A 13,179-nucleotide genomic window follows, 5' to 3' on the forward strand; every position below is an offset into this window, starting at 1 on the left:
TTGCCTATAGTCCCGCCAGTTTCATGCACAGGACCGACGCCAGATGACGCCCCTCCTCCGAAAGCCCCTCCTTGCAGCCGCCGTTGCCGCGCTTGCCTTCCTGCCTGCCTGCGCCCAGCCGGGTGCGGGCGGCGCCAGCAAGTCCGAGATCGAAAAGATCGTCCACGAATATATCGTTGAGCACCCGGAGGTCATCGAAGAGGCCCTTGTGGCGCTGTCGAACCGCGAGAAGGCGGCCCAGGCCGCCGCCGCGCAGGCCGCGATTTCCGACAATGCCAGTCAGCTCTATTCACATGCGGGCGACTTTTCGGTCGGGCCGGCGGACGCCGAGGTCACGATCGTCGAGTTCTTCGACTACCGCTGCGGCTACTGCAAACGCTCAGTCGACTGGGTGCGCGACCTGCCTCAGTCCTATGACGGCAAGGTGCGCGTTGTTTACAAGGAATTCCCGATTTTCGGCGGGATCAGCGAGACAGCAGCGCTGGCTGCCCTCGCAGCCGGCAAGCAGGGCAAGTATGCCGAGATGCACGTCGCGCTGATGAACCTGAAATCAAACGACGACCTGACCGAGGCCAATATCGATGCACTCGCCCGGGACATCGGCATCGATGTCGCGAAGATGCGCGCCGACATGAAATCGAAAGCCGTCACGCAGCAGCTGGCCGACATGAAATCGCTCGGCGAGGCGCTGGCGGTGACCGGCACGCCGGGCTTCTTCATCGGCACGACGCATATCGAAGGCGCGAACCTTCCGGCCATCGAGCGCGCCATCAAGGACGAGCTGAAAGGCTAGTCTTCGCCGCTCACGCCGCCGCGCAGCGCTTTCACTTCGCCGCGTTTCTTCTTCGAGGCGATGCGGCGCCGGACGCTGCCGGCCGTCGGTTTCGTCTTGATACGGCGTTTCGGCGCGACCGCTGCCTTGGCGATCATCTCGGCCAGCCGCGCCCGCGCCGCCTGCCGGTTCTGGACCTGACTGCGATGCTCGCTCGCCTCGAGGATCAGGCGCCCGTCGGCGGTGATCCGGTTGGCGAAAAGCTTCTGGAACCGTTCCTTGATAGATGCCGGCAGCGACGACGCCGTGACCATCCAGGTGAGCTGCACCGCGGATGACACCTTGTTCACGTTCTGCCCGCCCGGGCCCGACGCGCGCACGAAGGCCTCGCTGAGCTCCCAGGCCGGAACCGTCAGGCTGTCAGAGATTCTCAGGTCGCCAAATTCGCTCATCGGAGAAACCTGAAGGACCTGTTCAGCGGAAGTTCAGACGCGGGGGCGGAATTTGTGCCCCAGAAACCGGTATTCGCGCGCCAAGTCCAGCTGTCGCGCGTTGATCCGGTACCCAAGGATCGAGAAAGGCCCGTTACAGCGATGTCCCTGATCAAGCACACGACCCGATTCATGGCAGCCGCGATGGCCGCCAGCTTCATCCTCACCCCGGTTGCCGCCGCCGACAAGGGCCGCGGGCGCGGCCACGATGACCACCGCGGCGGCTATGACCGCCGCGATGACCGGCGGGACTACCGCCGTGATGATCGCCGAGATCATCGGCGCTACGACCGCCACGACCACTATTACGACAGTTATCGCAGCCGTCCGGTCGTGGTGTACCGCCCGCGTGTCTACTACCACCCGCGCAGCACGGTGACGGTGACCTACGGCAACTCTTATGGCCCGTACTACTATTCCGGCTACAACCCGCGCTACGATGTGGGCGCGTATTACGATTACGGCCCGCGCCGCACGGTCTACATCAACGATTACGACCGCTATGGCCTCTACGAGCCGCCGCACGGCTATCACTGGGTGCGCGACAATGACCGCGGCGACGCGATTCTCGCCTCTGTCGCGACCGGGGCCATCATCGGCCTCGTGATCGGCGCCATCGCCACGGATTGACCTACACAGCCTCGTTTGACCCCTTTTGAGGCTCACTCACGCCCGGGATGCCTGAACAGGCGCCCGGGTGTTTTTTTGTGCACAAGGCAGAAACCGCTCCGGTTTCACCATGTTGTTAACTTCACTTTGGCGCAAATCATGCTTAGCTTTGCCCTGTCCCGGATGGTCTGGGGCGCAAGGCCGTGCACCCTGCACGCGTGAAAGGAGGTGATCCATGTCGAGTGAGAAACCAGGTGAGGCCGTTGGGTCTGTATCCTATGGTGTCTGGCTGGAGCAGCCTCTGACCAGCGCCTAGAGATATGGTAGGGCCGCTGCAACGCGGCCTGGACCTGACTGCCCCATGGGCTCACGGAAGCCGCCCCTCGACAGGGCGGCTTCTTTGATTCTGGCGCTGTGTTCTCAAGGCTTTTGTCCGGCAGCCATTTTCCGCTATGGCAACGCCAGCAGAAGGAAGCGCAAGATGAGCGTAGTTACCCACAAGGCCTCCGGTTGGTCTGTCGGCACGGGCAAGCCGCTGGCGGTGATGGCCGGCCTCAACGTTCTGGAAGACGAAGCCCTTGCGATGGAAGTCGGCACCGAGCTGAAGCGCATCTGTGCGCGCCTTGGCCTGCCCTACGTGTTCAAGGCCAGCTGGGACAAGGCGAACCGCTCGTCGATCAAATCCTATCGCGGCCCCGGCCTCCCCGGCCTGAAAATCCTCGCCAGCGTCAAGGCGAAGCTCGGCGTGCCGATCGTCACCGACCTGCACGAGCCCGGCCAGGCCGAAGCGGTGGCGGACGTCGCCGACATCCTGCAACTCCCCGCCTTCCTCGTGCGCCAGACCGATCTCGTGGTCGCCGTCGCCGAGGCCGCCAGCAAACATGGCGCACTGATCCAGGCCAAGAAGGCGCAGTTCATGGCCCCGTGGGATGCAAAGAACATCCTCTCCAAGATCGCCGAAGTCGCGCCGGATGTCGGCGTGATCCTGTGCGAGCGCGGAGTGAGCTTCGGCTACAACAACCTGATCGTCGACATGCTGGCGATTCCGGAAATGAAGAAGCTCGGCGCACCGGTGACGATTGACGCGACCCATGCCGTGCAGCTGCCCGGCGCTGACCCGCGAACGGCCGGCGCGTCCACCGGCGGACGCCGTGACGGTGTCGCCATCATCGCGAAGTCCGCGATCGCGGCGGGCGCCGACGGCGTATTCCTCGAATTCCATACCGATCCGGACAAGGCGCTCTGCGATGCGCCAAGCTGTCTGGCCCTGTCTGGCGCCGAAGAGCTGCTCACGACGCTGAAAGCGCTGCACGAGGCCGTCAACTGATCACCCTGCGCGCCTTCGCCCCGGCGGACCGCGCGCCGCTGGCTGCGATCCACGACGCGGCCAGCCGTCATGCCTTTCCTTGGGCACACCTGCCGCTGACGGACGAAATCGTCTTCGACCGCATCACGCAGGGCGAGGATATCCTTGTCGCCGAGCGCGGCGGCGCGCCGGTCGCATTCGCCTCGGTCTGGACGCCGGACGCCTTCGTGCACCACTTCTATGTCCACCCGTCAGCCCACGGGGCGGGCATCGGCCGCGCATTGATGGCCGGCGTCGTAGCGCGCCACGGCGAGGCGCTGTCGCTCAAATGCGTCACCCGCAACGTTGCGGCCCGGAAATTCTACCGGGCGCTCGGCTGGACCGAAACAGACGAGCCGGGCGGCGCCGAACTGCCCGCCGGAAACTGGATCTGGATCCGCACGCCCGCAGCGGTCGCCAAGCTTGGCCTCAGGGCCCGTCAGGACACGGAATGAAAATCATCCTCTTCAACAAACCCTTCAATGTGCTTTCCCAGTTCACTGACGAAGGCAGCGGCAAACGCACGCTGAAGGAATTCATCCCGGTGCCGAACGTCTATCCGGCCGGCCGGCTCGACTATGACTCCGAAGGCCTGCTCGTGCTGACCGACAGCGGCCCGCTTCAGGCGCGCATCAGCGACCCGAAACACAGCCTCGCAAAAACCTATTGGGCGCAGGTCGAAGGCATTCCCGACGCGGCGGCGCTCGAGGCCCTCTCAAACGGTGTCGACCTCAAGGATGGCCGCACGCGCCCGGCGAAAGTGCGCGCGCTACCGGCCCCTGAGAACCTCTGGCCGCGCGACCCGCCCATCCGCTACCGCAAGAGCGTGCCCGACAGCTGGATCGAACTCACCATCACCGAAGGCCGCAACCGCCAGGTGCGCCGGATGACCGCCGCCGCAGGGCACCCGACGCTCCGCCTCGTCCGTGTGCAGATCGGCGAGTGGAAGCTTGACGACTTGCCCCCGGGCGAGCTGCGCTTCGTGAAGGGCTGACCCGGCCTAACGCACCCAGGCGCCCGGCGCATTCGTGCGATAGCCGAGTGAGGCATATGCCGCATCGATCAGGCTTTGCCCCCGGTCATTCAGCAGGATGCCATTGCCCATCTGGTTCATGGTGTAACTAAACGCCATGCCGCATTCCGGGTCCGCAAACCCGATCGACCCGCCCGCACCGACATGGCCGAACGCCTTCTCACCCATGATCGCGCTGGTGCCAGGGCCGTAGCCGCCGCGGCGGTTGTCCATCGATTTCATGTAGCCGGAGGCAAACCGCGTCGGAATCAGCAGCGTCGCATCGCGCTGGGTCGCCGTGGACACCATCGACATCGCCGCGAGCCGGTCGGATGACACGAGCTTGCCGGAATTGGTCGCCAGCTCCGTATAATACGCTACCTGCCCGCGCGCATTCGACAGCCCGCCGCCGCCGCCGATCTCCGCCGCCTGCCCCTTCCGGTCGTTGAAATCCCATCCACCCGAATTCATGAAACTCTTGTGCTGGATGGACTCCGGATCCGACATCAGCTTGATAACAAATTCCGTAGGCTGATCACCCGGCTTGGGCGCATACGGCCGGATCGGCGCAATATGCACCTTCTCGCTCTCCGGCAGGCCGATCCAGAACCGCGCCCCCGTTTTCTCGGCGACTTCCTCCCGGAAGAACGTGCCGAGCGACTTGCCGGAAACCCGGCGCACAAGCTCGCCCACAGTCCAGCCGAAATTGATCATGTGATAGCCGTTGCGCGTGCCCACCTCCCAGAAGGCTTCCTCATCCGCCATCCGCTGCGCCATGTAATCCCAGTCGGCAAACCCGCCCGGCTTGACCGGATCGCGCAGCGTCGGCAGCGCGCTCTCGTGGTTCAGCATCATCTGGACGGTGGTCTTCTCTTTCCCGTTCTTCGCAAATTCCGGCCAGTATTCCTTCACCAGGGCGCTCGGATCGAGCTGCCCCCGGTCGATCAGGATATGCGCGCAGGTCGCTACCGCCGCCTTGGTGCAGGAATACACGATGGAGATCGTATCTTCCTGCCAGGGATCATTGGTCTCGGGATTGGCCATGCCGCCCCAGAGGTCCACCGCCGTCTCGCCATTCACGGACAGGCAGACACTCGCGCCCACCTCGCCCCGCTCGGCAAAGTTGCGCTCAAACGCCTCCTTCACCTTCGCGAATTTCGGATCACACTTTCCCTGCACGGTGCCGGCCATCTTCATCCCTCCCTGTGGGTCGTATTTGAAGCGACCATAGGCCGGGCACCCGAAACGCAAAAGGGCTGCCGCACGGGCAGCCCTTCCGGGATTAGGTATCGCAGAAGCGGCTAGCTTGCCGGCTCTTCGGTCTCGTCCTTGGTGGCTTTCTTCTTCTTCGCAGGCTCTGCAACGTACTTGAACGTCAGCTCGTCGCTCTTTTCGTCGAGGCCGATCTTCACCAGGCCGCCCTTCTGGAGCTTCCCGAACAGAAGCTCTTCCGCCATCGGCTTCTTGACGTATTCCTGGATCGTCCGCGCCAGCGGGCGGGCGCCCATATCCGCATCGAAGCCGCGCTTCGCCAGCCATTCGCGTGCCGGCTTCGACACTTCGATCGAGACGTTGCGGTCCTCCAGCTGAACTTCCAGCTGCAGGATGAACTTCTCGACGACGCGGTCGATGATCTCCGGCGTCAGGCCGCCGAAGGTGATGATCGCATCGAGGCGGTTGCGGAATTCCGGCGTGAACAGACGCTTCAGCGCCTCGTCCTGCTCTTCGTCCTTCTTGCCGCGGCCAAAGCCGATGGAGTTTTTCGCCGCATCCGAGGCGCCCGCGTTCGTCGTCATGATGACGACGACGTTGCGGAAGTCCACCTTGCGGCCGTTGGCATCCGTCAGCGTGCCGTTGTCCATCACCTGCAGCAGGATGTTGAACAGGTCCGGGTGGGCCTTCTCGATCTCGTCGAGCAGCAGCACGCAGTGCGGATGCTGGTCCACACCGTCCGTGAGCAGACCACCTTCGTCATAGCCGACATAGCCCGGAGGCGCGCCGATCAGGCGGCTGACCGTATGGCGCTCCATATACTCCGACATGTCGAAGCGCAGCATCTCGACACCCATGATCGAGGCGAGCTGTTTGGCGACTTCGGTCTTGCCGACGCCGGTCGGGCCCGTGAACAGGTAGGAGCCGATCGGCTTGTTCGGTTCGCGCAGGCCCGCGCGGGCGAGCTTGATCGAGGCGGCGAGCGCAACGATGGCTTCGTCCTGGCCGAACACCACGCGCTTGAGATCACCTTCCAGCGATTTCAGCGAAGCAGCATCGTCGCTCGTCACCTGCTTGGGAGGAATGCGCGCAATCTTCGCGACGACCGCCTCGATGTCGCGGATGCCGACCTGCTTCTTGCGCTTCGAGGCCGGCAGCAGCCACTGCGCCGCACCCGCTTCGTCGATCACGTCGATCGCCTTGTCGGGCAGCTTGCGGTCCGTGATGTAACGGTCCGACAGCTCCACCGCCGCCTTGATCGCGTCGTTGGTATATTTCAGCCCGTGGAAGTCCTCGAACTTCGACTTCAGACCCGTGAGGATCTTGATCGTGTCCGGAACTGTCGGCTCGACCACGTCGATCTTGCGGAACCGGCGGCTCAGCGCGCGGTCCTTCTCGAAGTGCTGCTTGTATTCCTTGAACGTCGTCGAGCCCATGCAGCGCAGGCCGCCGGACTGCAGCGCAGGCTTCAGCAGGTTCGACGCATCCATCGCGCCGCCGCTCGTTGCGCCCGCGCCGATGATCGTGTGGATCTCGTCGATGAATAGGATCGCTTTTTCCTGCTGCTCGAGTTCCTTCATCACCGACTTGAGGCGCTCCTCGAAGTCGCCGCGATAGCGCGTGCCGGCGAGCAGCGCGCCCATGTCGAGCGACCAGATGATCGCGTCGTCCAGGATTTCCGGCGCTTCGCCTTCAACGATCCGTTTGGCCAGGCCTTCGGCAATCGCCGTCTTGCCCACGCCGGGATCGCCGACGAGGATCGGGTTGTTCTTGTTGCGCCGGCACAGCACTTCGATGCAGCGGTTCACTTCCATGTCGCGGCCGATCAGCGGGTCGATCTTGCCGGCCCGGGCGCGCGCATTGAGGTTCACGCAGTAGGTGTCGAGCGCTTCGTGGCCTTGCTTGACCGGCTCTTCCTCGCTCGCCTCGGCGCCGCGCGGCGTCGTCGGGCGCGACATGCCCGGCTGTTTCGCCACGCCGTGCGAGATGTAGTTCACCGCGTCGTACCGCGTCATGTCCTGCTCCTGCAGGAAGTAGGCGGCATGGCTTTCGCGTTCGGAGAAGATCGAGACCAGCACGTTGGCGCCGGTCACTTCCTCGCGCCCGGAGCTTTCGACATGCAGGATCGCGCGCTGCACGACCCGCTGGAAAGCAGCCGTCGGCTGCACCCGCCCGTCGCTGCCATCCACGATGAGGCTCGACAGCTCCTCATCGATGTAGCGCGTCAGGTCGACCCGGAGCTCGTCGATATTGACCTTGCAGGCCCCCATCACGTCACGCGCGTGCTCGTCCTCCGTGAGGGCCAGCAACAGGTGCTCCAGCGTGGCGTACTCGTGATCGCGTTCGGATGCGAGCGAGAGCGCTTTTTCAAGAGCCGTTTCGAGAGGTTGGGAAAGACGGGGCAAGGAATGAAGCCTTTTCGGAGGTCGAGTTGGGAGGGGTCTTCTCTGGTTATATGGGGCGTCTAGTCTTCTTTCTCCATGACGCACTGGAGAGGATGTTCATGCCGGCGCGCGAGGTCCAGCACCTGGGCCACCTTGGTCTCGGCAACCTCGAATGTATAGACCCCGCAGAGGCCGACGCCCTTCTGGTGGACGTGCAGCATGATCCGCGTGGCCTGCTCGCGCGACCGGTTGAAGAACCGCTCGAGTATGAACACCACGAATTCCATCGGCGTGTAGTCATCATTGAGCAGCAGTACGCGATACAATGATGGCTTTTTTGTTTTGATCCGGGTTTCGGTCGCGAGATCAAAGCTTATCCCGTCGCCGCCATCCGGTGTTCCGCCCCCTGGGGCGCCGGGCGTCGGCGATCCGGACATCCGGACCGGGGCGAAAGCGCTGCTCATGTCTGACAAGATATACGTTCCTGCACGAGTTTGAAGATGCAATTGGCGCCTGAGCACAGCTCTGCCCGAAATCAGGGCGTCCGGAGGGCTTCGGCAAATGCGTTGAGACGCTTTAGATTGGTGCCGAGGTCGGAATAGCCAACCCGTGACCTTGAGTAAGCTGCAAAAGTCGACCGGTTGGCTTGCCCGGCCGCCGGCAGCACCAGCACGTCCACGTCGTCCTTGAACCTCAGCAGCGGGGTCACCGCCACGAAGGTCAGCCGCATCGCCGCCGGATCCTGCTCTCCCAGCACCCAGCCGCGCCGCTCCCCCACCCGTTTCAGCGCCCGCATGTAAAGGTCGCCGGCCGGCACGTCATAGACCGGCGCCGCGCCGTCCGCCTCCGCCTGCGTCAGGCCGGGCGGTGCGAGTAGCGCCGTGTTGGGGCTTGAAGGGCGCGTCAGGGTGGCGAAGTCGACAAAACCGGTCATCGAAGCTGTCCTCTCGATCAGTGCGGGCGCAACCCGGCGCGGCGGGCAAACGCGATGTTGACCCGGCTTTCCGGCCTGAGCGCAAGGCGCTCCTGAACCAGTGCCCGGGCAAGCGGGGCCACCTTGCCCCGGATGGCCGCCTCGGTCAGCGTCCAGTCGATCACGTCGCGCTGGGCATGGCTGCCGCCGAACACGTTGGCAATCTGGCGCGCCGCCAGCAGCGGCTCGATGGCGCCCGCGAAGTCGCCGCGCTCGAACAGCAGCAGGCCGTCGATCACTGGCGCGCCGGTCTCCCGCATCCAGCGGTTCATTTCGCTCTGCGTGCTGCCCTGGTGCGCGATCTTCACAAGATCCGTCGCATCGCTGCGCCGGCCGGCGCCGATATAGGCGAGCGCGGCATGCACATCGTTGAAAGGATAGCACCGGCCATCTGCGTGCTGCGTCCAGGTGTCGGCCAGCTCGTCCCAACGGTCGCCGACGTCCACACCCAGCAGCTGCAACCGCCAGAGCAAGGAAGACGCGTCCACCAGGTTCTGCGCCACCGTGCTCGTCTCGGCGCGGACCTCTTCGTCATAAAGGCTGAGCGCAGCGTCGCCGTCACCCAGTTCCAGATGGCAGAGCGCCAGATGCCACCAGTTGTGCACTTTCAGGAAGTTGTCCGGCTGCGCCCAGTGCGAGCGCCGCTTGCGCATGAAATCGCGCCCTTCGGCTGCGCGCCCCTGCATCTCAAGCACATGCGCCACCGCGTGGTGCGCCCAGCTGTCATCCGGATCCCCCTCAAGTGCCTTGAGACCGGCGGTCTCGGCGCGGTGGTAATCGCCCATTTCCTCCAGACCGAAGGCCAGCATGCCCAGAAGGTGCGAACGCCCCGGCACGCCGTCCCAGGCCGGCAGTGCCCGCGCAATCCGGTCGCGCAGGTTGCGCGCGTTGGCGGTGAGGAAATCGGCCTGGTGCCCGGCCAGCAGTCCGATCAGGTCGCAGGGAAAGTTGGCATTGTGCAGGTCGAGCGCCCGGGAGGCCGCCGTCCACTCCGTAGCCGCCGCGAGTTTGAGCGCGCCGAGGTGGCTCAGCTCGCGCGGCCCCAGCGGCATTTCGGCAATTTCCTCGACCATCCGCCGCGCTGACGCGGTCGCCTGCGGTTCGGTGGACATGGCGTAGATCCACGCCTTGGCAATCAGGGCCATGGCGAACTCTGGCGCCTCATCGAGGGCCTCGCGCAGAGGCTCGAGCGGATCGCCGCAAAAACGGGCAAACCGACCCACGGACAGATCAAACAGCTCCGCTGACCGGGGCGTTGCCCCTGTCAGTTCCACGCCTTGCCGGTCCCGAATCGTCATCGCCTGGCTCCCGCCCGCGCCCCATCCGGCACACTCTGTGGCGGACGCCCCCGAGTCGCAAGCGGAACCGGGCGGGCGGCCAAACGAAAAGGGCCGGACCAAGAAGGTCCGGCCCCTGAACTCTACTTCGCACGCTACTGCCGGACGCCTCCTGGAAGGCTGTCCAACCTCGAGCTTACTTCGCGAAGGAAGCCATATACGGTTTTGCAGCGTTGCGCCATGCGGCAACGCAAAGCTCGGTCTGGGCCGACATCTCGGTGGTGAAGGCCGAGAACATCGACTTGGCGAACGCCGATTGCAGCTCGAACATCTCGCGCGGGTCGCGGACATTGGCGAGCGTCTGGGTCAGCTCAACGCCCTGTTCCATGGCCGAAGTCATGAAGTTGACGTTCCGGTTGCCGAGTTCGCGCAGGACTTCGCCCGAAGCCACGGCGCTGTCGGTCATCGCCTTGACGCCGCCTTCAGCAAAGCCGGTGAACTTCGAGGCCATTTCAGTGATCTGGTCGACGCCCGCTTCGATCTGCTTGGTCGTTGCGGTGTTCGGACGGGCTTCCGCTTTGGCGCGGGCCGTCGATGCAGTGGTCTTGGCCATTTGGGGAATCCTTCTGTTGTAAGGTGTGTTCTGGATAGCACACTCCCCTCGCAAGTGCAATAAATTTTGTGCGCTGCAACATTAATCATTTGGCGTTGGGTTTGCATTCATCTTGCATCAGTTACAAAACTATCAGCGACGGGGCTGCGTTAAGGTGTGGTCAACTGGTTTGACCGAATCTAGGTTCCACTCGGGAAGACCGGGGGTTCTGCGTATTTTGGAGGTGGCCGTTTAATGGCGCTGCTCAACCTTTCCCTGTACCGCGCCGCGGCTGCCACCCTGGCGGTTGCATCGGTTGGCGCGATGGCTGCCCCCTCGGCCCTGGCTGAAAAATATGCCGCGCTGGTCATGGATGCCGATACCAACGAGATCCTGCATTCCCGCAACGCTGAAGACCTTCGGTATCCCGCGTCGCTGACCAAGGTGATGACGCTTTACCTGCTGTTTGACGCCATCGATTCCGGCGAGGTCAAACTCACCGACAAGATGACCGTGTCGCGCAACGCCGCAGCCCAGCCGCCGTCGAACCTCAAGCTGAAGTCCGGCGACAAGATCAAGGTCGAAGACGCGATCTACGCGCTGGTCACCAAATCGGCCAACGATGTGGCCGTGGTCGTGGCCGAACACCTCGGCGGCACCGAGCGCAAGTTCGCCGTCAAGATGACCGACAAGGCCCGCGACCTCGGCCTCAAGAACACGACCTTCAAGAACGCGTCCGGCCTGCCGAACACCGAGCAGACCACGACCGCCTACGACCTCGCGCTCCTCGCCGATGCGCTGATGGAGCAGCACGAGCAGTATTATCACTACTTCCAGAAGGACAAGTTCTCCTGGGGCCGGATGGTCTACAAGAACCACAACGACCTGATCGGCAAGGTCGACGGCGTTGACGGCATCAAGACTGGCTACACCCGCGCCTCCGGCTTCAACCTGATGACCTCCGCCGAACGCGATGGCCACCGTGTGATCGCGGTGATGCTCGGCGGCGCAACCGCCAAGTCGCGCAACGAGCATGTCGAAGCCCTCGTCGAAGCCGCCTTCGCCACGCTGGGCGGCCCGGCCGACCCGACCTCGCCCCAGCTGCGCGGCACGACCGCCACCTTCGCCTCGGTCGAGACCCCGGTGAACCCCAACGCCGCCGCCGAGCCGATGCTCAATGGCAAGCCGCTCAGCGCCTTCACCGCACCGGCCGTCAACCTGACCCTCGCCGAGAACACCGAAGAAGACCTGCCGGGCGACGCGATCGTCATGGAAGGCGACAGCTCCGAAGACGTGGCCGAAATGCAGCCCTCGCCGGCCCTGCCCGCGCCCGGCGCCAGCTTCTCGGTCAGCGAGTACGAAGCCCGCCAGGTCGCCAAGCCCGACCCGGCCGCTGAAGTCAGCGAATACGTCCGCCGCCAGATCCGCCGCTGAGGCGGTGAGCGCACCGGGGGGCTTGCCGAAGCCGCCCGGCTCCCGCACAACGCCGCTCCCTGTCCTGAACCGGCCCGGAGCAGCCCGCACGTGAGCGCATCCTCAGACCTGAACCTCGCCCGCAGCGTCGTCCGCATCGAACGCGACGCGCTCGACAAGCTTGAAATGTCCCTCGGCAACAGCCTGGTCGAAGCGGTCGATGTCATCCTGTCGACTGACCGGCACGTCGTCGTCGCCGGCGTAGGCAAGTCCGGACATATCGGACAGAAGATCGCCGCGAGCCTCGCCTCGACCGGCACGCCCTCTTTCTTCATCCACCCGACCGAAGCCAGCCACGGCGACCTCGGCATGCTGGTGCCGGGCTCGGTCGTCATCGCCATTTCCTATTCCGGCGAAAGCCGCGAACTCGTCGACCTCCTGCGCTACTGCAAGGCCAACAACATTCCCCTCATCGCGATGACCCGCGCCGCCGATTCCACGCTCGGCCGTTTCGCCGATGTGCTGCTGGAAATGCCGACGGTTGCCGAAGCCTGCCCCAACGGCCTCGCGCCCACCTCGTCCACCACGATGGCGCTTGCCCTCGGCGACGCATTGACCATCGTCCTGATGGCGCGGCGCGGCTTCTCGCGCGAGGATTTCGGCTTCCGCCACCCCGGCGGCAAGCTCGGCCGCACCCTGCAGACGGCCGGCGATTATGTCCGTGAGCGGAAGGATGCGCTTCCGCTGGTCGAAGCCGGCGCCAATTTCGAAGCGCTTGTCTATGCCGTCTCCGAAGGCCGCAAGGGCTGCGCCGGCGTGGTAGACGACAAGGGCGCGCTCGTCGGCATGGTCACCGACGGCGACCTGCGCCGCGCCATGCTCGCCGGCAAGACCGGCCTTCCCGCCCGCGACGTGATGACCGTCCGCCCACGCACGATCGACCCGGACGAACGCATGCAGTTCGTCATCAAGGCGCTGAGCGAGAACCGCATCTCGAACGCCTTCGTCGTCGGCGAGAACGGCGCCCCGCTCGGCCTCATCGACATGAAGGACCTGCTCGCCGAGGGCTACCTCTGACCCACGCGCCCCCTCGCCCGAA

General features: G+C 64.5%; 13 protein-coding genes and 1 pseudogene. 7 read left to right on the forward strand and 7 right to left on the reverse strand.

Annotated features, from left to right (window positions below):
• Window positions 1-43: 43 nt before the first annotated feature.
• Complete coding sequence (locus IPK75_19455) at window positions 44-793, forward strand: thioredoxin domain-containing protein (GenBank protein ID MBK8200524.1); 750 nt, start codon at window positions 44-46, stop codon at window positions 791-793.
• Here IPK75_19455 and arfB read toward each other — a convergent pair.
• Window positions 790-1,224: an aminoacyl-tRNA hydrolase gene (arfB, locus tag IPK75_19460; GenBank protein MBK8200525.1), complete on the reverse strand. Its 435-nt coding sequence runs from the start codon at window positions 1,222-1,224 to the stop codon at window positions 790-792. The genes IPK75_19455 and arfB overlap by 4 nt on opposite strands.
• A gap of 141 nt (window positions 1,225-1,365) precedes the next feature.
• On the opposite strand from arfB, the gene IPK75_19465 reads away from it, so the two are divergent.
• The 4 genes from IPK75_19465 (at window position 1,366) to IPK75_19480 (ending at window position 4,211) form a co-directional block, all read left to right on the forward strand.
• Window positions 1,366-1,893, forward strand: coding sequence for an RcnB family protein (locus IPK75_19465; protein MBK8200526.1), 528 nt, complete (start codon window positions 1,366-1,368; stop codon window positions 1,891-1,893).
• Window positions 1,894-2,353: 460 nt separating this feature from the next.
• The gene (gene kdsA / locus IPK75_19470; GenBank protein MBK8200527.1) at window positions 2,354-3,199 is read left to right on the forward strand and encodes a 3-deoxy-8-phosphooctulonate synthase; all 846 of its coding nucleotides are present in this window, start codon (window positions 2,354-2,356) and stop codon (window positions 3,197-3,199) included.
• A gap of 206 nt (window positions 3,200-3,405) precedes the next feature.
• A complete protein-coding gene (locus IPK75_19475; protein MBK8200528.1) occupies window positions 3,406-3,672 on the forward strand; it encodes a GNAT family N-acetyltransferase in 267 nt (88 codons plus the stop codon).
• Window positions 3,669-4,211, forward strand: coding sequence for an rRNA large subunit pseudouridine synthase E (locus IPK75_19480; GenBank protein ID MBK8200529.1), 543 nt, complete (start codon window positions 3,669-3,671; stop codon window positions 4,209-4,211). The genes IPK75_19475 and IPK75_19480 overlap by 4 nt, the downstream gene beginning before the upstream one ends.
• Before the next feature lie 6 nt (window positions 4,212-4,217).
• On the opposite strand, the gene IPK75_19485 is transcribed toward IPK75_19480, so the two are convergent.
• The 6 genes from IPK75_19485 to IPK75_19510 form a co-directional block, all read right to left on the reverse strand.
• Window positions 4,218-5,420: a beta-lactamase family protein gene (locus IPK75_19485; GenBank protein MBK8200530.1), complete on the reverse strand. Its 1,203-nt coding sequence runs from the start codon at window positions 5,418-5,420 to the stop codon at window positions 4,218-4,220.
• 110 nt (window positions 5,421-5,530) lie between these two features.
• Window positions 5,531-7,846, reverse strand: a complete 2,316-nt coding sequence (gene clpA, locus IPK75_19490) for an ATP-dependent Clp protease ATP-binding subunit ClpA (GenBank protein MBK8200531.1) — start codon at window positions 7,844-7,846, stop codon at window positions 5,531-5,533.
• A gap of 59 nt (window positions 7,847-7,905) precedes the next feature.
• The gene (clpS, locus tag IPK75_19495; GenBank protein MBK8200532.1) at window positions 7,906-8,262 is read right to left on the reverse strand and encodes an ATP-dependent Clp protease adapter ClpS; all 357 of its coding nucleotides are present in this window, start codon (window positions 8,260-8,262) and stop codon (window positions 7,906-7,908) included.
• 98 nt (window positions 8,263-8,360) lie between these two features.
• Complete coding sequence (locus IPK75_19500; protein ID MBK8200533.1) at window positions 8,361-8,759, reverse strand: DUF1499 domain-containing protein; 399 nt, start codon at window positions 8,757-8,759, stop codon at window positions 8,361-8,363.
• 17 nt (window positions 8,760-8,776) lie between these two features.
• Window positions 8,777-10,096, reverse strand: a complete 1,320-nt coding sequence (locus IPK75_19505) for a tetratricopeptide repeat protein (protein ID MBK8200534.1) — start codon at window positions 10,094-10,096, stop codon at window positions 8,777-8,779.
• A 175-nt stretch (window positions 10,097-10,271) separates the two neighbouring features.
• The gene (locus tag IPK75_19510; GenBank protein ID MBK8200535.1) at window positions 10,272-10,688 is read right to left on the reverse strand and encodes a phasin; all 417 of its coding nucleotides are present in this window, start codon (window positions 10,686-10,688) and stop codon (window positions 10,272-10,274) included.
• A gap of 234 nt (window positions 10,689-10,922) precedes the next feature.
• Between IPK75_19510 and IPK75_19515 the strand changes: the two are divergent.
• Together IPK75_19515 and IPK75_19520 are read left to right on the forward strand one after the other, a co-directional pair.
• Window positions 10,923-11,729, forward strand: a pseudogene (locus tag IPK75_19515) (D-alanyl-D-alanine carboxypeptidase).
• A gap of 462 nt (window positions 11,730-12,191) precedes the next feature.
• Window positions 12,192-13,157, forward strand: a complete 966-nt coding sequence (locus IPK75_19520; protein MBK8200536.1) for a KpsF/GutQ family sugar-phosphate isomerase — start codon at window positions 12,192-12,194, stop codon at window positions 13,155-13,157.
• The last annotated feature ends 22 nt before the right edge of the window (window positions 13,158-13,179 follow it).

This window comes from Acidobacteriota bacterium, from assembly GCA_016712445.1.
Classification (GTDB): Bacteria; Pseudomonadota; Alphaproteobacteria; order Caulobacterales; family Hyphomonadaceae; genus Hyphomonas.